The sequence below is a fragment of the Terrabacter lapilli genome, assembly GCF_039531305.1.
Lineage (GTDB): Bacteria > Actinomycetota > Actinomycetes > Actinomycetales > Dermatophilaceae > Terrabacter > Terrabacter lapilli.
Window position 1 is genome coordinate 238,071 of the sequence record NZ_BAAAPU010000011.1, and the last position, 23,381, is coordinate 261,451.

Annotated in this window: 16 protein-coding genes; 7 read left to right on the top strand and 9 right to left on the bottom strand. The window is 70.9% G+C overall.

The genetic code is table 11. The annotated features are described in order from the left end of the window. Positions 1–22: 22 nt before the first annotated feature. From ABD241_RS18695 to ABD241_RS18710, 4 genes are read right to left on the bottom strand one after another with little or no spacing between them, the layout of a single operon-like run. On the bottom strand, positions 23–415 hold the full coding sequence (locus ABD241_RS18695) for a universal stress protein (protein ID WP_344066310.1): 393 nt from the start codon (positions 413–415) through the stop codon (positions 23–25). After that, positions 412–1,983: a tripartite tricarboxylate transporter permease gene (locus ABD241_RS18700; RefSeq protein ID WP_344066313.1), complete on the bottom strand. Its 1,572-nt coding sequence runs from the start codon at positions 1,981–1,983 to the stop codon at positions 412–414. Before ABD241_RS18700 ends, ABD241_RS18695 begins: the two co-directional genes overlap by 4 nt. Then, positions 1,983–2,531 (bottom strand): tripartite tricarboxylate transporter TctB family protein, encoded by a 549-nt coding sequence (locus ABD241_RS18705; protein ID WP_344066316.1) that lies wholly within the window; start codon positions 2,529–2,531, stop codon positions 1,983–1,985. The genes ABD241_RS18700 and ABD241_RS18705 overlap by 1 nt, the downstream gene beginning before the upstream one ends. 2 nt (positions 2,532–2,533) lie before the next feature. Next, positions 2,534–3,565 (bottom strand): Bug family tripartite tricarboxylate transporter substrate binding protein, encoded by a 1,032-nt coding sequence (locus ABD241_RS18710; protein WP_344066319.1) that lies wholly within the window; start codon positions 3,563–3,565, stop codon positions 2,534–2,536. A gap of 101 nt (positions 3,566–3,666) precedes the next feature. On the opposite strand from ABD241_RS18710, the gene ABD241_RS18715 reads away from it, so the two are divergent. Together ABD241_RS18715 and ABD241_RS18720 are read left to right on the top strand one after the other, a co-directional pair. Beyond that, the gene (locus ABD241_RS18715; protein WP_344066323.1) at positions 3,667–5,397 is read left to right on the top strand and encodes a sensor histidine kinase; all 1,731 of its coding nucleotides are present in this window, start codon (positions 3,667–3,669) and stop codon (positions 5,395–5,397) included. Then, on the top strand, positions 5,394–6,065 hold the full coding sequence (locus ABD241_RS18720) for a response regulator (protein ID WP_344066326.1): 672 nt from the start codon (positions 5,394–5,396) through the stop codon (positions 6,063–6,065). Before ABD241_RS18715 ends, ABD241_RS18720 begins: the two co-directional genes overlap by 4 nt. A 110-nt stretch (positions 6,066–6,175) precedes the next feature. Here ABD241_RS18720 and ABD241_RS18725 read toward each other — a convergent pair whose 3' ends face one another. The 3 genes from ABD241_RS18725 to ABD241_RS18735 form a co-directional block, all read right to left on the bottom strand. Then, positions 6,176–10,120 carry a S8 family serine peptidase gene (locus ABD241_RS18725; RefSeq protein ID WP_344066329.1) on the bottom strand — a complete coding sequence of 1,315 codons (3,945 nt, stop codon included), beginning with the start codon at positions 10,118–10,120 and terminating at the stop codon, positions 6,176–6,178. A gap of 168 nt (positions 10,121–10,288) precedes the next feature. Further along, positions 10,289–10,822, bottom strand: a complete 534-nt coding sequence (locus ABD241_RS18730; RefSeq protein ID WP_344066332.1) for an FMN-binding protein — start codon at positions 10,820–10,822, stop codon at positions 10,289–10,291. Then, complete coding sequence (locus ABD241_RS18735; RefSeq protein ID WP_344066335.1) at positions 10,819–12,285, bottom strand: ferredoxin reductase family protein; 1,467 nt, start codon at positions 12,283–12,285, stop codon at positions 10,819–10,821. Before ABD241_RS18735 ends, ABD241_RS18730 begins: the two co-directional genes overlap by 4 nt. A 61-nt stretch (positions 12,286–12,346) precedes the next feature. Here ABD241_RS18735 and ABD241_RS18740 point away from each other — a divergent pair, with 61 nt between their 5' ends. Then, positions 12,347–13,018, top strand: coding sequence for a response regulator transcription factor (locus ABD241_RS18740; protein WP_344066338.1), 672 nt, complete (start codon positions 12,347–12,349; stop codon positions 13,016–13,018). Positions 13,019–13,044: 26 nt separating this feature from the next. Further along, positions 13,045–14,289, top strand: a complete 1,245-nt coding sequence (locus ABD241_RS18745; RefSeq protein WP_344066341.1) for a sensor histidine kinase — start codon at positions 13,045–13,047, stop codon at positions 14,287–14,289. Positions 14,290–14,362: 73 nt separating this feature from the next. On the opposite strand, the gene ABD241_RS18750 is transcribed toward ABD241_RS18745, so the two are convergent. After that, positions 14,363–19,483, bottom strand: a complete 5,121-nt coding sequence (locus ABD241_RS18750; protein ID WP_344066344.1) for a PxKF domain-containing protein — start codon at positions 19,481–19,483, stop codon at positions 14,363–14,365. A 25-nt stretch (positions 19,484–19,508) separates the two neighbouring features. Between ABD241_RS18750 and ABD241_RS18755 the strand changes: the two genes are divergently transcribed. The 3 genes from ABD241_RS18755 (at position 19,509) to ABD241_RS18765 (ending at position 20,681) form a co-directional block, all read left to right on the top strand. Next, entirely contained in the window at positions 19,509–19,727 is a 219-nt protein-coding gene (locus ABD241_RS18755; protein WP_344066347.1) for a hypothetical protein, read from the top strand. Between the two features lie 21 nt (positions 19,728–19,748). Beyond that, positions 19,749–20,099, top strand: a complete 351-nt coding sequence (locus ABD241_RS18760) for a hypothetical protein (RefSeq protein WP_344066350.1) — start codon at positions 19,749–19,751, stop codon at positions 20,097–20,099. A gap of 78 nt (positions 20,100–20,177) precedes the next feature. Next, the gene (locus ABD241_RS18765) at positions 20,178–20,681 is read left to right on the top strand and encodes a hypothetical protein (protein WP_344066353.1); all 504 of its coding nucleotides are present in this window, start codon (positions 20,178–20,180) and stop codon (positions 20,679–20,681) included. Between the two features lie 615 nt (positions 20,682–21,296). Here ABD241_RS18765 and ABD241_RS18770 read toward each other — a convergent pair. Next, the gene (locus tag ABD241_RS18770; RefSeq protein WP_344066355.1) at positions 21,297–23,300 is read right to left on the bottom strand and encodes a PxKF domain-containing protein; all 2,004 of its coding nucleotides are present in this window, start codon (positions 23,298–23,300) and stop codon (positions 21,297–21,299) included. Between the last annotated feature and the right edge of the window lie 81 nt (positions 23,301–23,381).

The window sequence follows — 23,381 nt, forward strand, 5'->3', positions numbered from 1 at the left end:
AGGTGGCCGTATGCCGTGTGCCTCAGTCCGCCTTGACGGCCAGCACCGGGCAGGCGGCGCCGAGCAGCAGGCGCTGGGCCGTCGAGCCCATCAGCAGCTTGCCGACCGGGCTGCGATGGCGGATCCCGATGACGAGCATGCGGGGGTACTCGCGCTCGATGACCTCGAGGATCTGGTCGGCCGGGTCGGTGCCGTGCTCGATGCGCCGCACCTCGTGCGCCACGCCCGACTCGGCGAGGTCGCGGTCGAGCCGGTCGAGGTCCGAGCTCTCGGCGCGGTGAGCGTCGACGAGCTTGTCGTCGCGCGACATGTTGATCACGAGGACCGACTCCTCGTGCGCCCTGGCCTCGCCGATCGCCGCGGCGAGGGCGGCCTCGCCCTGCGGGGTGGGGATGTAGCCGACGAGGATCGTCATGCCGGGACCTCCGTGCTCGTGGGGACGTGGGACCCGGCGCCAGTGCCACCGCTGCCAGTGCCACCGGCGCCGGCGTCGCCGCCGGCACGGCCACGGCCACGGAGCTTGGCGACCAGCGGCCACAGCAGCACCAGCGCGATGACGGCGTAGCAGACCCAGGCGACGGGGCCGCCGACGAGCCCGTCGAGGTCGCCGCCCGAGAGCTGGAGCGACCGGCGGCCCTGCAGCTCGGCCAGGGGTCCGAGGATGACGCCGATGATGAGCGGCAGCACCGGCAGGCCGAAGCGGCGCAGCACGAAGCCGAGCAGACCCAGCCCGAGCAGCAGGAACAGGTCGAACGGCTGGGCGTTGACGGCATACGCCCCCATGGAGGCGAAGAAGAGGATGCCGGCATAGAGGTAGGGACGCGGGATCTGCAGCAGCTTGGCCCAGGCCGGGGCGAGCGGCAGGTTGAGCAGCAGCAGCATCGTGTTGCCGATGAAGAGGCTGGCCACGAGCGTCCAGACGAGCACCGGCTGCTTCTCCATGAGCAGCGGGCCGGGCTCGAAGCCCCAGCCCTGCAGCGCCGCGAGCATGATGGCGGCGGTCGCATTGGTGGGCAGGCCGAGGGCGAGCATCGGCACGAGCGTGCCTGCGGCAGAGGCGTTGTTGGCGGCCTCGGGACCGGCGACGCCCTCGATGGCGCCCTTGCCGAACTCCTCCTTGCGCTTGGAGAGCTTGCGCTCGGTCATGTACGACAGGAACGTCGGGATCTCGGCGCCACCGGCCGGCAGGGCCCCGAAGGGGAAGCCGAACGCGGTGCCGCGCAGCCACGGCTTCCACGAGCGGCGCCAGTCGTCGCGGCCCATCCACGGGCGCCCGACGGGGATGACCGAGGCGGCCTTGCGGCGCAGGTGCGCGGCGACCCAGAGGGCCTCGCCGACCGCGAAGATCCCGACGGCGACCACGACGACGTCGATGCCGTCGGCGAGCTGGGGTACGCCGAAGGTGAGGCGCTGCTGCCCGGTGACCTTGTCGATGCCGATGATCCCGATCGCCAGGCCCACGAGCAGGGCTGCGAAGCCGCGGATGCGCGAGCTGCCGAGGACCGCGCTGGCGCCGACGAAGGCGACGAGCATGATCGCGAAGTACTCGGGGGCACCGAGGCTGACAGCGAACTTCACCACCTGCGGCATGACGAGCGCGAGCAGCAGGGTGCCGATGGTGCCGGCGATGAACGAGCCGATGGCCGCGGTGGCGAGTGCCTGCGCGGCGCGGCCGGCCTTGGCCATCTTGTTGCCCTCGATGGCGGTGACGACCGACGAGGACTCGCCGGGGGTGTTGAGCAGGATCGAGGTGGTGGACCCGCCGTACATGCCGCCGTAGAAGATGCCGGCGAACATGATCAGGGCCTGGGTGGGCTCGAGGCCGTACGTCACTGGGAGCAGCAGGGCGACCGTCATGGCCGGGCCGATGCCGGGCAGGACGCCGACCGCGGTGCCGATGGTGACGCCGATCAGGGCGAAGAGCAGGTTCATCGGGGTCAGGACGTGCCCGAACCCCTCGAGGAGGTTGCCGAAGTTGTCCATCAGAGGATCCCTTGGAGGACGCCGGCGGGCAGGTTGATGTCGAGCCCGATGGCGAAGGCGTAGAAGGTCGCCAGGGCCAGCCCCAGGCCGAAGAGCAGGCCGCGCACGTGGTGGCGGTTGCCCAGCGCGAAGGCGGACCCGGCGAAGAGGATGGTGCCGCTGATGACCCAGCCGAGCGGCTGGATGAGCACGGCGTTGAGCAGGAAGAAGCCGGCGAGCAGGCCGAGCGTCTTCCAGTCGGACCCGGAGGACAGGTCGACGTCCTCGCCCTCCTCCGGACTGCCGACGCCGCCGCGGAAGACGTCGACGGCATACAGCACGGCGGTCACGAGCAGGAGGACGCCGAGGATGATCGGGACGGGCCGGGGACCGACGGGGTCGTTGCTGCTCGTCGCGTGCCCGATGCGGGCGGCGTCGGTGAGCAGCAGGACCCCGAGGACCGCGAGGCCCGCGCACAGGGCGTACTGTGCGCGGTCCCCGCGGGCGCTCTGGTCCCCGCCGGTCTCGCGGGCGGTGCCGCGGGTGACGTCGGGGGAGTGGTCCGGCATGGTCAGCTCGCCAGCCCCAGGGTCTTGAGGATCTCGGCGACGGAGGCGTCCTGCTCCTTGAGGAAGCTGGTGAACTGGTCGCCGGTGACGAAGGCGTCGGTCCAGCCGCGCTTGGTCATCTCGTCCTTCCAGCCCTGCGAGGCGTGCATCTTCGTCAGGGCGTCGATCCACGTGGCCTTGTCGGCGTCGGAGATGCCAGGGGGCGCCACGATGCCGCGCCAGTTGGTGAAGACGAGGTCGATGCCGGACTCCTTGAGGGTCGGCACGTCGGGCAGGGCCTCGATGCGCTTCTCGCTCGTGACGGCCAGGACCTTGACCTGGCCGGCCTTGACCTGGTCGAGGAACTCGCCGAAACCGCTGGCCCCGAAGGCGATCTTGTTGCCGATGAGCGCCGGGAGCAGCTCGCCGCCGCCGTCGAAGCCGATGTAGCTGACCGCCTTGGGGTCGATGCCGACGGCCTTGGCCAGCTGCATCGGGAGCAGGTGGTCGGGGCCGCCGGGCGAGGAGCCGCCGCCGACGTTGACCTTCTTCGGGTCCTTCTTCCACGCCGCGACGAGGGCGGTGATGTCGGGGTAGGGCGAGTCCTTGGGCACGACGAGCGCGCCCGCCTCCTCGATGAGCTTGGCGATCGGGGTGGTGTCGGAGAGGGTGGCCTGGCTCTTCTGCGTGTAGGCGGCGCCGACGACGCCGAGGCCCATCTGCATGGCGAGCTTGCCGTTGCCCTTCTCGTTGACGGTGCGCTGCAGGCCGACGGTGCCACCGGCGCCCGGCAGGTTGAACACCTGGATCGCGCTCGTGATCTTGGCCGTCTCCATGACCTTCGCCGCGGTGCGGGCGGTCGTGTCGTAGCCGCCACCGGGGGAGTTGGGCACCATGATCTGCAGGTTGCTGGCCTGGGAGCCGCCGGCGGCGCCCGTCCCGGCGGACGCCTCCTGCTTCTTGGCGGTGGCGCCGCAGGCCGAGAGGGCCAGGGCCGTGACACCGGCGGTGACGCCGAGCAGGACGGACCTGCGGGCGGGGGTGCGAGTGCTCATCGTTGAGGTCTCTTTCGCGTTCTGTGGCTGGAACGGCATGATCGTGGCTTGCGTCACGACGCCGTGTCGCCCTTGTGTCAGCAATGAAGGTTGAGTTCGTTTTGGTCACGCAGAGACCGGGCCGCTTCGGTCGCCTCTCCCTCGCCGGGCAGCTGCTCGTCGTGCAGATGGTCATCCTCCTCGGCGTGCTCGTGACCGTCGCGCTCGTCTCACTCGCGCAGTCGGACGCGACGTTCACGCGTACCGAGGGCCGCCGCGTGTCGGCCATCGCCGAGCAGCTCGCGAGCACCCCGATCGTGCGCACCGAGATGAGCCCGGGCGGCGTCGTCAACGTGCTCCCCGCGGTCGTGCAGTCGGTCGTCACGCAGTACGCCGTCACCTCCGTCACCATCGCCGACGCCGACGAGATCGCGCGCGTCTCGTCGGACCCGACGATCGACAAGACGCGGATCCCGCTGGGCAAACCGGCCGTCGGCGACGGGGCGAGCTGGACGGGCGTCATGGACGTGCGCGGCGAGCGGATGCTCGTCGCGCAGAGTCCCCTGCTCTACACGCCGGCCTCGTCCTCGGAGGCGGCGCCGCTGCCCGTGGGTGCCCAGCTCGGCACGGTCATGGTGGCCGTCCGTATGCCGTCCGCCTGGGACCGCCTGCTCGGCAACTCCTCGTACCTGCCGACCTACCTCGGGATCGCGCTCGTGCTCGGTGGGGTGGGTTCGTGGCTGCTCGCGCGTCGCATCAAGCGGCAGACGCTGGGGCTCGAGCCGGCCGAGATCACGGGGCTCGCGGAGAGCCGTGAGGCGATGCTCTTCGGGCTGGCCGAGGGCGTGGTCGCGCTCGACACGAACGAGCGGATCACCTTGGTGAACAACGTCGCCCAGCGGTTGCTCGACCTGCCGGAGCGCGCCGTCGGGATGCGGCTGGACGACCTGCCGATCGGTGACCGGCTGCGGGACGTGCTGCGCGGGGTGACCGACGAGGGTGAGCCGGCGCCGTCGTCACCGGCGTCGTCGGCGTCGGAGGCGGGCGAGGCCCGCGCTGCAGCGCCGCGTGACCAGGTGGTGCTGCGTCGCGGGCGGGTGCTCGTCATGAACCGCATGGAGGTCAGCAAGGACGGCCGGTCGCTCGGCTCGGTGACGACCCTGCGCGACCGCACCGAGCTGGCCGACCTCGAGCGCGAGATCGGCTCGTTCCGGAGCACCACCGAGCTGCTGCGGGCGCAGGCGCACGAGTTCGCGAACCAGCTGCACACCATCTCCGGCCTCATCCAGCTCGGCGAGTACGACGAGGTGGTGGGCTACGTCGACTCGGTCAGCGAGCACCGCGCGCAGCTGGACCTGACCGTCTCGCGGCGCATCCGCGACACGGCGGTGACGGCCCTGGTCATGGCCAAGGCGGCCCAGGCGACGGAGCGCCGCGTCGAGCTGCGGGTCTCCGACGACACGTCGCTCGGTCGCATCGGTCCGCGGGACTCCGCGGACGTCGCGGCCGTCGTCGGCAACCTCGTGGACAACGCGATCGACGCGGCCGCCTCGACGGAGGGCGCCGACAAGTGGGTCGAGCTGTCGATCCGACAGGACGCCAGCTCCCTCGAGATCAGCGTCGTCGACTCCGGGCCCGGGATCGCCCCGGAGGTCGTCACCGAGGTCTTCACCCACGGCTACACGACCAAGGCGGCCCGGGCGGGGGAGCGGGGCATCGGGCTGGCCCTGACGCGCCTGATCTGCCAGCGCCGCGGCGGCGAGGTGGACGTCGAGAACACGCCGACGGGTGCGAAGTTCGTCGCCCGGCTCACCGTCGAGGCCGCGCCGCTGCTGGTGGAGGAGAAGCGATGACCAGGGTCCTCGTCGTCGACGACGACTTCATGGTCGCGCGCATCCACCGCGGGTTCGTCGACCGGGTCGACGGTTTCGAGGTCGTCGGCACGGCGCAGACCGGCGAGGAGGCGCTCGCGCTGGTCGCGTCGCTGCGGCCGGACCTGGTGCTGCTCGACCTCTACCTGCCCGACGCGTTCGGCCTCGACGTCGTGACGCGGCTGCGCGCAGCCGGCGAGACGTGCGACGTCCTCGTCATCACCGCGGCCAAGGAGGCCGACGCCGTGCGCGGGGCCGTGCGCCAGGGGGTCGTCGGCTACCTGCTCAAGCCGTTCACCTTCACCGACCTCGAGCAGCGCCTGAGGACGTATGCCGCCGAGCGGGCTCGCGACCTCGGCGACGAGCTCACGCAGGAGCAGATCGACGCGGCGTTCGGGTCACAGCCGGTGCGTCGCGCCGCGGTCGCGCTCCTGCCGAAGGGGCTCAGCACCGAGACGGCGGAGGCGGTGGAGGCGGCGCTGCGCGAGGCGGCTGACACGCTCTCGGCGACGGAGTGCGCTGAGGCCGTGGGCATCTCGCGGGTCAGCGCCCGCCGGTACCTCGAGCACTTCGTCACCTCCGGTCGAGCCGACGTGACGTTGCGCTACGGCTCGACGGGCCGTCCGGAACGCCGCTACCGCCGGCGCTGAGTCGACGAAGGGCCCACCCGACGTCTCGGTCGAGTGGGCCCTTCGGTGGGTCGCGTGGGCACCTGCCCGGGCGCTGCCCGGACGCCGCAGGTCTGTTGACCGCGCGCCTGTCAGTAGACCTTGACGACGCGGTTGGGGCTGTAGGAGGCCAGGTGGTCAACGTCGGCCGGCTTGTACATCCGGAAGGTGAACGTGCCGCGCCACCCCGGCCTGAACGCGACGGCATACGTGCTCGTCGAGCTCAGCGTCCGGCTGGCCACGGTCGTCCAGGCGCCGTTGCCGGCATACCGCTGCAGGTAGACGACCTGCCCGGCGTGCGTCGGCGCCACCGACCCGGACACGGTGAACGAGCCGCCCAGGGCCAGCGAGGTCCGGCTGACGGCGCCGGTGACGGTGGTCCGGACCCCGACGCGCGCAGCGGGGCTGCTCGAGCCGATGAAGCTGCCCGAGCCGCGGTAGACCCACTGGTAGTCGAGCGAGGCCCCGGGCCTGCTGACGAACGAGACGGTCCCGGTGGAGCCCGTCGTGGGCGTCGTGAGGAGGTACCACGTCGTGGTGCCGACCTTGCGCCAGTAGAGCTGGACGGGGACGCCGGTGATGGCGGCGCCGGTGTCCCGACGCGTCAGCCTGCTGCTCAGGGACACCGCGCCGCCGTTGGTCAGCGAGGTGACACTGGCCGACATCGTCGGCGCGGTCCCCGCGAGCGTGCGTGATGACGCCGGGCCGAGCGTGCCGGAGCGATCCTGGGCCCAGATCCGGAAGCTGAAGGTGGATCCTTGGGCGAGGTACGGGAGGGTGACGCTCGTGCCCGAGCCGGAGTAGACGTCGGTGCCGCTCGTGATGCCGGCGGGAGGCGTCGTGCCGGCGGCCATCCGGACGATGTAGCGGTTCACCTCGGGTGAGCCCGTGGCCTTCCACGTCAGCGTCGCGGCCCGCACTGCGCCTGTGGCCGTGAAGGAGCCCACCGCCGATGGGGCCGGGTCCACCGTCTCGAAGGTGGAGGAGTATGCCGTGTCCATCGTCGCGCCGGACGTGTCCGTCACGCCGGAGACCGTGAGGCGGTACGGCGCGTCCTGGCCGAGCAGCGCCGCGGGCGTCACCGTCGCGGTGCGCGTCGTTGCGTCGTAGGCGATCGAGGCCGGCACGTCCGATCCCGTCCGGCCGTCGACGAGGTGGACGGTCGAGCCGGTCACGGACGTGGCGGTGATGTCTCGGGCGAAGGTGACGGTCGGTGCGGCCGCCTGTGCCAAGCCCGTGGCCACGTCACTGGGAGTGGAGCTCTGCACCCACAGCTGATCCGGCCCGGCTGGCGTGGTGGTGGTCGTGTTGCGGAGCACCGCGACGCCGGTCCGTGTCATCAGGGCCACGTCGGGGTGCCCGTCACGGTGGAGGTCCACGGTGGCGAGCTCGCCCTGCCGCGCCGTCCAGACGGAGTCGCCCAGGGCGGTGGACGCGGGCGCGCCGAAGCCGCCGCCGCCGAGCCCCGGGAGCACCGAGACGGTCGCGTCCTGGCCCGACGTCGACGTGACGACGTCGGGGATTCCGTCGCCGGTGAAGTCGGCGACCTCGAGAGTCACGCTGTGGCTCGGCAGCGGGCTCGTGGTAGACGCCTGCAGGGTGCCGTCGGCGGCCTGCAGGTACGTCGCGACCACCAGTGATCCGTCGCTGGTGCCCTCGAGCGCCACCACGTCGGAGCGTCCGTCCCCGTTGACGTCGACGCTCCGGGCCGCGCCTACCCCCGACCCGGAGGGCAGGCTCGGGCTCACCGGGACCGTGGTCATGCGCCAGCCGGCCGGGACGGCCGGGTCGTTGTGCAGGACGATTACGCCTCCACCGCCGGCTCCCACGACGTCCGGCCGGCCGTCGCCGTCGACGTCGGCGATCGACAGGTCCTGCATCGAGATCTGGAAGTGCGCGGCCGTGTAGTACGAGCCGTCCGCCTGGCGGATGCGGATGTAGGGCGAGCCGTTGAGGCTGACGACGAGGTCCGGGCGGCCGTCGCCGTCCAGGTCACCTGTCGTCACGTCGTGCACCTGGGACCCGGAGATCCCCGGGGAGTACTGCGGGGCCGCGAGCGTGCCGTCCGGCAGCCGGTGGAAGACCTGCAGGCCGTCGAAGGTGCCGGCGAGCACCTCCGCGGCACCGTCGCCGTCGACGTCGCCCACGGCGAGCCGCATCACCGGCGAGTCGTTCGCCGTCGGGTAGAAGGTGCCCTCGTCGAGGTCGCCGGCGGCCGTCTGCGCGTACACGATGATGCCCCGCGGCGTGACGGCGTCGCCGTACTCGCCGAGGACCGTGACGACGTCGTCGCGCCCGTCGCCGGTGACGTCCCCGACGGCCGTGGAGCCCGCCTGCGGCGTCGCCTGCTCGAGCCACGACGGCGAGTCGAGGAGCGCACCCTCGTGCCGGGCGAGCGCCACCGTGTAGGGGCGCGGGTCGCGCGCGCCGTTGAAGCTCTGCGCCTTGACGTAGGAGACGCCCGCAGGGGCGGTCCAGCCGACGAGCTCGGGCTCGCCGGATCCGTGGTGGTCGCTCACGGCGAGGGGCCGCAGGGCCGAGTCGTAGACCGACACGACCGGGTCCGCGTTCTGCGGGAGGTTCGGGTCCCAGGCCGCCGGCGTCACGGTCACCGACAGCGGCTGGGTCGCCGTCGTGTCGACGCGGTACCAGTCCGTGTCGCCCTCGACGCCGAGGGTTGCCGTCGTCGAGCCGGTGAGGGGCGTCGCCCGGGCCGGTAGGTCGTTGGGCTCGTCGGCGCCCATGGCGGGCCGGCCGAAGCCCGGCGCCCAGCCGCCGCCGACGGCGTCGGTGGCGTCGACGATCCCGGCGCCGTAGTAGGGGTCGGAGCCGCGAGGCCCGGCGTCACGGGCGGTGGACCTGAGGCGCTGAAGGACCTGTGCCGGCGTGAGCGACGGGGTCTGGCTGCGCATCAGCGCCACCACGCCCGAGACGATCGGCGCCGCGAAGGACGTGCCGTCGCCGTAGGCGTAGTTCTCGTTGCCGCTGGCATCGGCGATCGTCGTCGAGAGGATGCCGAAGCCCGGGGCGGCGACGTCGACCCAGGGGCCGAAGGTGCTGAAGTCGGTGAGCGCGCCGCTCGTGTCCGTCGCCGCGACGGCCACCGCCTCCGGGTATGCCGCGGGGTACTCGGGCACGTCGTCGCCCGAGTTGCCCGCGGCGACCACGACCACGGCGCCGTTCGCGACGGCGTTGCTCACGGCGTCGTGCAGCACGGGGCTGTCGGCGTCGCCGCCGAGGGAGAGGTTGATGATCTTCGCGCCGTGGGAAACGGCCCAGCTGATGCCCTCGACGACGTCGGAGTCGTCGCCGTAGCCGTTGGAGTCGAGGACCTTGACCGGCATGACCTTGGCGTTCCAGGCCACCCCGGCGATGCCCGTGCCGTTGCCGGTGCCGGCGGCGATGATGCCGGAGACCATCGAGCCGTGACCGTTGTCGTCGCTCGCGACGCCGGCGGCGATGCCGGCCTTGGTGATGGCGTTGTAGCCGGCGACGGTGTGTCCCTGGAGATCCGGGTGCGTGCCGTCCACGCCGGTGTCGATGACTGCCACGACCTGGGTGAGGGAGCCCTTCGACCGGTCCCAGGCGGTCGGCGCGCGGACCGTGTCGAGGTAGTGCTGGTAGATGTAGTTCGGGTCGTTCGGGGTGGCGGAGGCCTGACGGACGTAGTCCAGAGCCACCTGCGCCACGGCGGGGTCGGTCTTCAAACGCCGCGCGAGGTCCTCGGCACGACCGCTCGTCGTGACCTCGACGAAGCCGGTCCCCGGGAGCGCCTGTCCGACCCGGCCGCCGTGGGAGGTGACGGCGCTGTCGCGCCTGGCCTTGGGTGCGGAGCTCCGGAACTTCACGAGCACCCGGTGCGGGTCGTGAGCCTGCTTGGCCGCGTGCCGCGTCGGCCGCGGTAGGTGCTTCGCGGCTGGGACCTTGCCCTTCGACGCGCGCGACGGGGAGGCCGCCGACGCGGAGGCGGACATGGCCGAGACGGGCGCGATGAGCGCCAGCGCCAGGGCCGCCGAGGAGAGGCGGCGAGATGGCATGGAGGGTCCCCTGTGGTGAGAAGGTGCTCGAGCGCCGCGTCCAGCCGGACGCGCGCGAGCGAATCATCGCAGGTGGATGTGCGTCTTATGCCGGATTTGGGGCAATCTCAGGCAACTCCCAGCCAGCGTGCCCGGCGGGCGTGGTCAGCCCTCCCGGGTTCACGGCCGTCACCCCAGGTGGGCTGCGTCGATCGCAGACTGGAGGCTCTGCTGGTAGGCGTCGCTGGTGTAGGTCGCGCCGCTGACAGTGTCGATCTGCGCGGACTGCCTGTCGAGCGCCTCCTGGCGCAGGATCGGCGCGGCCCCGGCGCTGATCGACACCGACGTGCCGGAGCTGTCGGTCAGCTTCAGGGCGTGGACGTTGGTGATCTTCTTGCCGGTGTAGATCACCTGCACCTGGACCGAGCCGTACTGCGTGTCGACGACGGCGCCGTCCACCGTGCCCGACGCGGGTGCCGCCGGCGCCTGGGCCGAGCCGCCCGAGGACTTGCCCGAGGACTTGCCCGACGAGCCAGAGCCGTTCGAGGACCCGCCCGACGGCTGCGGCGGCGCGCCGGCGACCGGCTTGCCGGCCTTGGCCGGGGCGAGCACGTGGGCGCCGGCGACGGGAGCCGGCGACTTGGCGGTCAGGCCGGAGGCCCAGGACGCGCCGAGGGTGACCAGGCCGGCCAGGCCGACGACGACGGTCGTTGCCTTCCTCACCAGGAGAACCTCTCGTCGTGGATGTGGTCCTTGCGGATGCCGGCCTGCAGGAGGCTGCGGTGGACGAGGTCCATCCAGCGGCCGGGCCCGCAGACGTACACCTCGTGGCGGCGCAGGTCGGGGACGAGGCCCGCGAGACGCCGGGCGTCGGTGGCGTGGGCATCGGCCCGGCGGGGGGAGCCGGCCGGGAGCCAGGAGCCGTCGACGGGCGGCCCGACGAGCAGGAGCAGCCGGTGGCCGCCGACGGCGGCGAGGTGCTCGAGCTCCTCGCGCAGGGGCAGCTCGGCCTCGGTGTTGGCGCGGTAGACGACGGTGACGTCGCCGGGTCCGGCGTGCCCGTGGCGCACCATCTCCTCGAGGATCGAGCGGACGGGCGTGACGCCGATGCCGGCGGCGAGCAGCAGGACCCGGCGACGGACCCGGTTGCGGGCGGTGAAGGCGCCGTAGGGGCCTTCGAAGAGCACGCGTGTGCCGGGGCGCAGGTGGGCCAGACGGCTTGAGTGGTCGCCGAGGTCGCGGACGGTGATGCGCAGGTGCCGGCCGTCGGGGGCGCTGGAGATGGACCACGGGTGGGCGCTCGCGAGGAGGTGCGGGCTGAGGAAGCGCCAGTTGAGGTACTGCCCGGCGCGCACCGGCAGCCGGTCGAGGCCCCGCCCGGTCATCCGGACCGACCACACGCCCGGGCTCTCCTCGACGACGTCGCTGACGCGCAGGTCGTGGCGCAGGCTGCGGGCGACGGGGACGAGCAGGCGCCACCACACGACGCTGGCCGCGACGACGACGAAGAGGGTCCACCAGTAGCTGCGCACCCAGGCGGAGGCGGTGAAGTCCGAGCCCATCGAGAGCTCGTGCGGCACGGCGAGGACGACGGCGGCATACGACGTCAGGTGCACGAGGTGCCACCACTCGTAGGACACCTTCCGTCGCGCGATGCTCACGGACGTCACGGCGACGACGACGAGCAGGGCGGTGGCGCCGAAGGCGAAGAGCAGGTCGTCGCCGCCGGTCAGCAGGCGGAAGGTCTCCACGACGGGACCGAACGGCCCGTGGAGGGCGTCGCGGACGGCATACCCGAGGAAGATCGCGCCGACGTGGACGAGGACGAGCGGGACCGTGACGCGGCCGAGGATGCGGTGCGCCTTGAGCGCGCGGTCCATCCCGTAGACGCGGTCGATCCACGGCACCCGGGCGGCGAGGAGCAGCTGGATGAGCAGGAGGTCCATGGCCACGAGGCCGGTGAGGCGCCCGACGGCGACGAGCATGGTGCTGCTCGTGCCGGCGACGAGGTCGTGGCTGCCGCCGCCGAGGAGGAACTGGGCCACGACGGCGAGCAGGCTCGCGATGGCCAGCGTCTCGAGGAGGTCGCCCGTGCGGGCCTGCCAGCGGCGGAAGTCCGCACCGGCACGCAGCGCGCGACGGACCCGGCTCGGGGTCCCGCGGTGTGGTGCGATGGTGGTGCTCACGTAGACGATCGTCGTGAGGCGATCTCAGAAAGTTATGAGACGGGTCGAGGAGTTTGACCGGATGAGTGTGCCGACGTTCCGCCCGCGCCTGCTCCTCGTCGAGGACGACCCGGACCTGTCGCAGATGCTCGCGGAGCTGCTCGACGAGGAGGGGTATGCCGTCACGGCCGTCCGCGACGGACAGGCCGGCCTCCACCGTGGGCTGGTCGACGACTGGGACGTGCTCGTCGTCGACCGGGGGCTGCCCGGCATCGAGGGGGTCGACCTGGTGACGCGGCTGCGCTCGCGGGGGCTGGCGGCGCCGGTGCTCTTCCTGACCGCGCGGGGGACGGTCGCGGACCGGGTGGAGGGGCTGGACGCGGGGGCCCAGGACTACGTCGTCAAGCCGTTCGACGTCGAGGAGGTGCTCGCCCGCCTGCGGGCGCTGCTGCGGCCGGTCGGCGGCGCGGCGAACGAGCTGGCGGTCGGCTCGCGCCGGCTGCTCGTGCGGGAGCAGCGGCTCGTCGGGGACGGCGACGAGGTGATGCTGTCGGGCCGCGAGGCGCGGCTGCTCGAGACCCTGGCCCGGCGCCCGACGCGCGTCTTCACCCGGGACGAGCTGCTCGCGACGGCCTTCGACCACGCTGACACGCTCGGCGCGGTGGACACGTACGTCTACTACCTGCGGCGCAAGCTCGGGAAGTCCGTCATCGAGACGGTCCACGGGGTCGGCTACCGGCTCGGGGCGTCGTGATGGCGCGGTCGCGCTCGAGATCGTCTGTGCCAGAGGACGATCCGCTGCGGCAGGCGTCCCGGTCGGTGGCCCTGCGGGTCGGCGCGACGACGGCGCTCGTCGTGCTCGTGGCGATCATCGGGGCGGCGATCCTCTTCGACCGGCAGCAGCTGGCAGAGGTTCGAGGGCGCACCGAGACGACCGCACGGACGGCCGACGACGTCGTGGACGCGCCACCTGGACTGTGGCTGGCGAAGCTGTCCGGGCCGACGCACGAGGTGACGCGGACGATGCCCGCGGACCTGGCGGCGGCGGTCGTCTCGACCGGCCCGGGCGTTTCGGGGCCGACGAGCTACGAGGCGGACGGGCGCACCTGGCCGGCGTGGGTGGACCGGCGCGCCGACGGCACCTACGTGGCCGTCTACGACATCCGGCTGCACTCCGGCGAGGAGCAGCGGCTGCTCGTCTCGACGGCGGTTGCCGGCGGGCTCGGCGTGCTGCTGGCGGCGCTGACCGGGCTCCTGGCCGGGCGCCGGGCGGTGCGACCGCTCGGCGAGGCGATGGAGCTGCAGCGGCAGTTCGTCGCCGACGCCTCGCACGAGCTGCGCACCCCGCTCGCGGTGATCAGCACCCGGGCGCAGCTGCTGCGGCGCCACGTGGCCGCGGACGCGTCGGCGCGGGGTGGGGACCCGGCGGCCGCGCGCCGGCTCGCCGAGGCCGACCAGCTCGTGCACGACACGCAGGCGATGGCCGACGTCGTCTCCGACCTGTTGCTGTCCGCTCAGCTCGAGCACGTCGACGAGGTCGCCGAGCGGGTGGACCTGGCGGCTCTCGCGTCCGAGGTGGTGACGTCGCTGGGGCCGTATGCCGCCGAGCACGGCGTCGCGCTCGTCGACGAGGTGGTTGGGGCCGAGGACCCGGGGGCGGATGGGGCCTGCGTGGTCCTGGGCGTGGCGCCGAGTCTCCGGCGCTCGGTGCTCGCGCTCGTCGACAACGCGATCGCGCACTCGGACGAGGGTTCCCGGGTGGAGGTGCGGTCGTCCGCTGTGGACGGGGAGGTGCGGGTCGACGTCGTCGACCACGGTCAGGGCGTTGATGTGGACGACGTCGAGCGGCTGTCCCGGCGGTTCTCGCGGGGCGACGGCGCGACTGGTGGGCGGCGCGTCGGTCTCGGGCTGGCCCTGGTGACACAGATCGTCCGGTCGCACGGCGGACGGCTGGACGTGATGGAGACGCCCGGGGGAGGCGCGACCTTCAGCCTCGTCATCCCTGCAGCGGCCTCTGAGGGCTGAGCCGGATAGAGGACAGCGAGGGGGCGCACCACGTGGTGTGGTGCGCCCCCTTCTCGGTCCCCGTCAGGGCCCCCTACTTGAGCTTGAAGTAGGCGCTCAGCGTGCTGTTGTCCTGCGCGGTCATCGTGACCTGGAGGCAGGCGCCCGGTGTCTTCGGGGTCTGCCAGTTCTGAATGAACTGGCTTCCGGTGGAGTCGTAACGAAGACTCGTTCCCCCCGTGCTGGTGATGTCGATCGGAGCATCGGTCGCATCCAGTGAGCAACCGACGTTCCGGGTGGTGAACGACTTCACCGCCGAGACGTTGGTGAGCTCGGTCGAGCCGCTGTAGATCTGGAACTTGAGCGGAACGGTCGAGCCGGCCTTGACCGAGTTCAGGACTGTCGTGCCGCCCGCCGGCGTCATGTCCACCGGCTGGTAGAAGCCCTTGAGGGACCACGCCGCGATCGCGAAGGAGGTCCTTCCTGCCGCACTCTCGTGGTTGGCGTCCCCGGCATACGTCGCGGAGGCGGTGGCGGTGCCGACGCTGACGTTGTTGGTGTAGGTCACCGTGACGGGAATGTCCAGCCCACCGGCACCCGTGGCGCGAGCTGCACAGGGAGTGAATGCGCTGCCGGTGTAGACGAACGGGCCCGCGGTGCACGTGACGGTCACGGTGCTGGCGGCCTTCGCGATCTGGAAGGTTGCCGTCCCGGTGGAGCTCTCGTGGTTGGCGTCCCCGGCGTATGCCGCGGAGGCCGTGACGGCGCCGGCGTTCGTGTTGCTCGAGTAGGTCACGGGTGTGACGGGCAGGTCCAGCCCGCCGGCCCCAGCAGCGCGGGCCGAGCAGGGCGTGATCGGACTGCCGTTGTACGTGAACGATCCGGAGCCGCAGGTCACGGTGGTGGTGCTGGGGGCCTTGCTGATCGTGAACGTCGTGCTGGCGGAGGAGCTGGTGTGGTTGTCGTCGCCGGCCCAGGCCGCCGAGGCCGTGCTGGTGCCCGCGTTGACGTTGCTGCCGTAGGCGACGGTCAGGCTGGTTGCCTGCAGGCCCGCGCCGGTCAGAAGAGCCGAGCAGGGCGTGATGGCCGAACCGGAATAGACGATCGACGATGTCGGGCAGGTCACCTTGACGGTGCTGTCGGCCTTCGTGATCGGGAAGGTCGCGCTGGCCGTGGAACCGGTGTGGTTGGCGTCGCCGGCGTACGTCGTCGCTGCGGCGGCGGTGCCGACGTTGAGGTTGTTGGTGTAGGTCACGGCGACGGAAGCCTTGAGGCCGCCAGGTCCGGTGGCGGTAGCCGAGCAGGGCTCGATCGCGCCACCGGTGTACACCGTCGACTCCGGGCAGGTCAGGGCGACCTGGCTCTGTGCAGGGGTGATGGTGAACGTGACGTTCTTGGAAGCCGGGTTGTGGTTTCCGTCACCGGCGTAGCTGGCCGATGCGGTCGCGGTACCGGCGTTCGTGTTGGCCGCGTAGGAGACGTCGAGGGGCAGGTCCAAGCCCCCTGCGCCGGTGACCCGTGCCGTGCACGGCGTGATCGCCGACCCGGTGTAGACCGAGGACTGCGGGCAGGTGAACACGATCGTGCTGTCGGCCTTCGTGATCTGGAACGTGGCCGTCCCGGTGGACCCCAGATGGTCGTCACCGCCGACGTAGGTGGCCGACGCCGAAGCCGGGCCGGCGTTGACGTTCGCGCCGTACAGGACGGGCGTCAGGGCGACAGCGAGGCCGCCCGCGCCAGAGGCCGCGGCCAAGCAGGGCTCGAGCGGGGATCCGGTGTAGGTGACCGTCGTCGGGTTGCACGTCACGGTCACCAGGCTGGTTGCCTTGTCGATCGTGAAGTGCTCGACACCATCGGCACCCGTGTGGTTGTCGTCGCCGGCCCAGACCGCGGAGGCGGTGGCAGTGCCGGCGTGCGTGTTGTTCTCGTAACCGACGGACAGCTTGGTGGCGTCCAGACCTGCGCCGTTGAGGAGCGCCGAGCAGGGCTCGATCGCCTGACCGGTGAAGGTCATCGACGGCGGGCAGGTCACGGTGACGGTGCTGGGGGCCTTGTCGATCTCGAAGCCACTGTGGTCCTCGGACCCGTTGTGGTTGTGGTCGCCACGGTAGGTGGCAGCGGCGGTAGCCAGGCCGGTGTTCGTGTTGGCCTCGTAGGTCAGGGGAGTCACCTCCGCCTCGAGCCCGCCGACGCCGGTCACGGTCGCCGAGCAGGGCTCGATCGGCTGGCCGGTGTAGACCTGCGAGGCCGGGCAGCTGACGCGGACGGTGCTGTCGGCTGGGGTGATGTCGAAGCTGCGCTCGCCGGTGGAGGCGTTGTGGTTGTCGTCCCCCGCGTAGGTCGCGGTGGCGGTGGCCGTGCCGGCGTCGGTGTTGGATACGTAGCCAAGCTGGGTGAGCGACACGTCGAGTCCACCCGCACCGGTGGCGATCGCCGAGCAGGGCTTGATCGGCGACCCCGTGTAGACGTTCGGGCCGGTGCAGGTCACGGTCACCTCGCTGGAGGCCTTGGTGATCTCGAAGTGACCGGTGCCCGAGGACGCCTCGTGGTTGGGGTCGCCGGCGTAGCTCGCGACAGCCGTGGCGGTACCGGCGTCGACGTTGTCGCTGTAGGTGACCGGCGTGACCGCGACGTCGAGCTCGCCCGCTCCGGTGGCCCGGGCCGTACAGGGTGCCAGCTCGCCTCCGGTGTAGACGACGCTGTCCGTGCACGTCACGGCGACGCTGCTGCCGGCCTTCGTGATCTCGAAGGTCGCGCTGTCCTTCGAGCCGAGGTGGTTGGAGTCACCGGCCCAGGCTGCGGAGGCCGTCGCCGTCCCGGCGACGACGTTGCCTGAGTAGCCGACGGTCAGACCGGTCGCCTGCAGGCCGGCGCCGGTCAGCAGGGCCGAGCACGGCGTGATGGCTGAGCCGGTGTAGACCTCCGAGGTGGCGCAGGACACCGTAACTGTGCTGGGGGCCTTCGTGATGACGAAGGTGTTCTCGCCAGTGGAGCCGTCATGGTTGGCGTCGCCGCCGTATGCCGCCGAAGCGGATGCCGTGCCGACGTTGACGTTGTCCGTGTGGGACACGGTGTCGAGCGGTACGTCAAGTCCGCCGACGCCCGTGGCCCTGGCGGTGCACGGTGCGATGGGCAGGCCGGTGTAGACCTCCGAGCTCGGGCAGGACACGGTGACGGTGCTGGGCGCCTTGGTGATGGCGAACGTTGCGCCGCCCTTGGAGCCGGTGTGGTTTGCGTCCCCGTCGTACGAGGCGGATGCCGAAGCCGTGCCGACGAGCGTGTTGTTCGCGTAGCCCACCGGCGAGACGGGGAGGTCCAGTCCGCCGACTCCGGTGACCTTGGCGGTGCACGGTGCGATCGGCTCGCCGGTGAAGACGTGCGAGCCCACGCAGCTCACCGTCACGGTGGTGGCGGCCTTGGTGATCGTGAAGGTGCTGTTGCTCGATGCACCGGAGTGGTTGTCATCGCCGTCGTACGTGGCCCACGCCGTCGCCTCACCGGCGTCGGTGTTGCCGGTGTACGTGACGGGCGTGACCTCGGCGTCGAGGCCCCCCACCCCGGTGGCCCTGGCGGAGCACGGCGTGATCGCCGAGCCCGTGTAGGTGGCGGACGTCGGGTCGCACGTGACGGTCACGGTGGGAGTCGCCTTGGCGATCGTGAAGGCGTCGGAACCGGTGGCGGGGGCATAGTTGGCGTCACCGGCGAACGACCCGACCGCGGTGACGTCCCCGGCGGCCACGTTGCCGTGCGTGCCGTAGTCGATCGCCACGGTGGCAGCGTCGAGCTCGTCGCCGACGCCCTTGACGCTGGCCGAGCAGGGATGCGGGGCGGCGGTGTACGTCGCGGTGGTGGGGCAGCTGACCGTGACGGTCGGCGTGAACCGGGCGATGGTGAAGGTGTCGGTTGCGGTGCCGTCGCTGTAGTTGCCGCTCCCTGCGAAGGTCGCGGTCGCGGTGACTGCGCCGGCGTTCACGTTCCCGCGGGCTCCGTAGTCGATCGTCGCCTGGGCGGCGGCGAGCTCGTGCCCGATGCCCGAGACGGTGGCCGTGCAGGGGTGGGGCAGCGCGTTGTAGGTGTCTGTGGTCGGGCAGCTCAGGTTGACCGTCGGGGTGTACGGGGCGATGGCGAACTGTGCGCGGCCCGTGGCATCCGAGTAGTTGCTGCCGGAAGGTGCGGTGAACGTGGCAATCACGGACACGTCACCCGCGTCGACGTTGCCGCCGACGCCGTAGTCGATCGTTGTCGTGGCGCCTGCCAACTCGTCCCCGACGCCCTGGACGGTGGCGGTGCACGAGTGCGCCGTACCGCTGTAGGTGGCGTCCTTCGGGCAGCTGACGGTGACAACGGGGGTGTAGCGACCGATCGCGAAGGTCGCGCTCGCGGAGCTCGACGTGTGGTTCGCGTCGCCGTCGTAGGTCGCCCAGGCGGTCGCGGTCCCTGCGTTGGTGTTGTCCGTGTAGACCACGTGGTCGACTGCGACATCGAGTCCTGCGATCCCGTTGGCCCTAGCGGTGCAGGGCTGCTGGGGGGAACCGGTGAAGGTCTGGGGGACCTCGGGGCACGTCACCGTGACGGTCGACGTGGACTTGTCGATGGCGAAGGTCGACGCTGCACTGCTCGGGGAGTGGTTGGCATCGCCGGCCCATGAGGCGGTGACGTCAGCCGTGCCTGCGTTCGTGTTGGCGGTGTAGTCAGGCGTCAGGGCGATAGGCGTGCCGATCCCGGCGCCGTCCGCCCGCGCAGTGCAGGGGGTCAGGGGTGCGCCGGAGTAGGTGTAGGGCGCTCCCGTGCAGCTGATCGTGACTGTCGATGGCGCCTGGGTGATTGCGAACGTCGCCGAGTCGGTGCCGGCGGTGTGGTTGGCGTCGCCGGCCCAAGCGGCATCGACGTGAGCGGTGCCGACGTTGATGTTGGCGGAGTAGCTCGGGTCAAGGATGACGGGTGTGGTGATCCCGGCGCCCGTGGCCGTGGCCGAGCACGGCGTCAGCGCGGAGCCGCTGTAGACCGACGAGCTCGGGCACGCGACCTTTACGGTCGACACGGCCTTGCTGATCGTGAAGGTCGATGCGGCCTTGTTCGGGCCGTGGTTGGCGTCGCCGATCCAGGACGCGGTGACGTCGGCCGTCCCTGCGTTCGTGTTGGCGGCATACACCGGGGTCAGGACGATCGGCGTGGCGATCCCGGCGCCGGTTGCCTGTGCGCTGCAGGGCGTCAAGGGGGAACCCGTGTAGGTGGTCGTCGTGGGGTCGCAGGCGATCGTGACGGTGGACGGTGCCTTCGCGATGGCAAAGCTGGTGGAAGTGCTCGCCGGTGCGTGCGCCGAGTCACCGGCGAAGGATGCCGAGGCAGTCGCTGAGCCGGCGGCCACGTTGTCGGTGTACGAGACCGTGAGCGGCTGCTCGAAGCCACCTGCCGAGGTGACCTTCGCCGTGCACGGGGTCAATGCGGCACCGGTGTAGACCTGCCCCCCGGCGCAGGTGATGGCGACGACGCTCTGGGCCGGCACGATCTGGAAGGTCTTCGTGTCATTGCTGCTGGTGTGGTTGGCATCGCCGGGGAAGGCGGCCGACGCCGAGGCCGTGCCCACCGCGGTGTTGGCCGTGTACGAGGGGGTCAGCGTGACGTTCAGGCCCCCGGCGCCAGAGGCAGTAGCAGAGCAGGGCGTGACCGCTGCGCCCGTCCACGGAGCGCTGCTCGGGCACGTCACGGCCGTGGTCGACGTCGCCTTCGTGATGCTGAAGGTGGCGCTGCCGGTGCTGGGGTTGTGGGTGATGGAGCCGGCGAAAGCCGCCGAGGCCGTTGCCGTGCCCACATTGGTGTTAGCGACGTAGGTGACGGGAACCGTGGCGCTGAGGCCGCCGGTTCCGGTGACGGTCGCTGAACAGGGCGTGAGGGGCGCGCCGGTGTAGGTGAGTGAGGACGGCGAGCACGTGACCGTGGTGGTGGAGGCTGCCTTGACGATGGAGTACGTGGCAGATGAGGAGGCAGTCAGGCCGCCCTTGTCTGTGTACGTACAGGTGGCCGTCTGGGTGCCGATGCCTGCTGCAGCGTCCGGCCCGGAGATCGGCGAGAGCACCGGGTTCACGACGGGTTTGCCGTCCTCAACGTCCGAGACCGAGCAGGCTGCGGTGTTGACTGCGCCGAAGGGGTACGACGCGCCCATCGCCACCCCGGTGACGGCAACGATCGGAGCGGAGTTTGCAGGCGGAGCCACGGTGACTGTGAACGTAGCGGGGAGCAGGTCGATGGTCTGGCCCGTGGTGTTCCCTGTTTGGGACAGGGTGATGGAGGTCGTCCCGGCTGCGAGTGGTTTGACCGTCAGTGTCTTCACGTCGCCGCAAGAGCTGAAGGTGACTGAACTTGGGCTGACAGTCGCGACGCTGGTGTTGGAGGAATTGACGTTTGCGCTGTAGGTCGACTGCCCCGTGAGGTCACATCCGTTCTTCCCCGTGTCGTTGACGACCCAGGTCAGGGTGGTGGATCCGTCCGGCCCTCCGACATTGAGCGGCATCGACTCAGCCGCGGCGTCCACCGACGCGTCGAGCGTGTTGGTGATGCCATCCGCCAAGGCGGCCTGTTGCCCTACGGCCAAGAATGTTGCGGCGGCCACGAGTGCAGCAAGAAGACGGCGTGCGGACATGGTGATTCCTCCCCTTAGGACGTCGACATCCTTCGCCCCCGCGAGTCGACGTCCACAAGTTATGTTCAGTCCGCAGACGCTGTCTCGGAAATCCGGAATAACGGCAAACGGCTTTCTTGTCGGATAGATGAATTTGTCCGAAATGGGTCTTTTGGCCGTAATTGACCACGGAAGCGCGAGTGTTGCCGGCTTGGTCGGCAGAAGCGGGCTCCGTTCTGCCCTGGGGTGAGGCTTGAGGCGTTGGCGGCCCAAGTGCAGACGCGTCGAGGCCTGTGGTCTCCGCCTCCGATGCCTCGTTCCTCGCTTCAGGCATGCACCTCCGGCCAACAAGGGGCGGGCGCACCACCCTTGGGTGATGCGCCCGCCAGCCTCTCTGCGGCCCGTGGGCCTACTTCAGCTTGAACAATGCGCTGATGGTCGAACCGTCCAGCGCAGTCATCGTGGCCTTGTAGCACCCCGTCGTCTTCGGCGTCTGCCAGTTCTGGATGAACTGGTCGCCCGTCGTGTCGAATCGCAGGACCGTCCCGCCCGTCGACGTGATCTCGACGTCATCGGTGGGTGCCGTGACGCCACAGGGCATCGATGCCACCCGGAAGGACTTCACTGCGGCCGTGTCGGTGATCTCGGTGGGCCCGCTGTACATCCGGAACTTCAGCGGCACCGTCGAACCAGCCTTGACGGTGTTGACGACCGTGCCCATGTCGACCGGCTGGAAGAAGCCGGACATCGTCCAGGCCAGCACGGTGTAGTCCATGCTCGTCGTGCTCGTGTTGCCGGCGACGTCAGTGGCGGTGGCCGTGACGGTGTGGAAGCCGACGGCAGACGAGTAGCCGGTGATCTGGCAGCTGGCCACGCCCGAGACCGAGTCGCTCGCAACACAGTTCGGCTGGGCCGGGACCTTGCCGAAGTAGTAGGAACCGCCCAGGGACGAGTCGAACGCAACGGTCGGGGGAGTCAGGTCGATCTTGAACGACCGCGAGTCCACGCCGGCCGGCGTGACGTTGCCGGCGACGTCAGAGGCCGCCGGGCTCGGGATGACGACGCCGGAGCCCTCTGCGGCGCCGGACGACGCGGTGACCGTCGGCTGGGCAGGACCCGAGACGCTGTCGTTCACCGTGTAGGCGGTGGTGACGGCAGATGTGAACCAGCCGTTGTTCCCGGCCGTCCCCGTGGCGCCCGCGTAGGTGAGCGTCGGCGCGTTCAGGTCGATCTTGAACGACTGCGAGGCCGCGCCGGGCGGCGTCGTGTTGCCCGCCACGTCGGAGGCCTCCGGGCTGGCGATCGAGACGTTCGTGCCCTCCACGCCCGCGGGCGAACTGGCGCTCACGAGGGGCTCCGCAGGGCCAGACGTTGCGTCGGTCACGGCGAACGTCGCCGTGACTGGGGAGACGTACCAGCCAGCGAGTCCTGCTGTGCCAGAGGCAGACTCGAAGGCGACGGTCGGGGCGGTGGCATCCCGCTTGATGCTGACGCTCACCGGACCGGCGGAGCCGCCCGCACTCGTCGCCGAGCAGGAGTATGCCGTCTCGGCCTGGTCGCTCGTGATGGTCTGGTCCACGCAGCCGTCCTTCAGGACCGAACCCGGCGACTCGGTGTCGGCGACGTTCCACGTGAGCTTCACGTCGCTGCGGTACCAACCGTTGAGGCCGTCCGGGTGGACGGGCGTGAGGTCGGAGGTGATGACCGGTGCCGAGTTGTCCACGATCGAGTAGGTCACCGAGCCGGAAGCCGTCAGGCCAGGCGTTCCGTGGTCGGTGTAGGAGCAGCTGGCCGTCTGGGTCCCGATCCCGTCGGACGCATACGGCCCGGTGATGGCAGAAAGTGCGGCCGGGAAGCTCGACGCCCCGTCCTCGGCGTCAGCGACGACGCACGTCGCGGCCGGGACGGCGCCCTTGGCGTAGGAGGCGCCGTCAGATGGGCCGGTGATGCCCACGCTCGGCGGCGTGTTCGCGCCCCCGGGGGCGACGACGTTGACGTCGAACGTCGCGGGCGCGTACTCGAAGGTGCGGCCGGTGTCGTTGGTGTACTCCTTGAGCGTGATGGCGCTCGAGCCCACCTTGAGCGCCTTGACCGTGAGCGTCGGCGTGTCCCCACAGCTGTCGAAGGTCACCCGCGATGGCGTCACCGTGGCGATGCTCGTGTCGGCCGACGCGACGTCGACCACGAGAGTGGTCTTGCCGGTGAGGTTGCAGCCGTTCTTGTTGTCGCCCTTGGTGGGCACGACGGCGAGCACGGTGGAGCCGGTGCCGCCCACCAGGATCGGCATCGTCTCTGCGACGGCATCGACGGTGGTGTCGATTCTGTTGGTGATGGTGTCGGCCAGGGCGCTGGTGGCCGAGGCAAAGACAGTTACCGCGGCTGCTGTGGCAGCCAAAGCTGAACGAGCTCTCATGCTCGAAGGTCCCCTCCTGCAGAAATGCCGAATCGTCCCCCGAGCCGGCAAAGCACACGTTAGGGCGCTTCCTATGGGTCA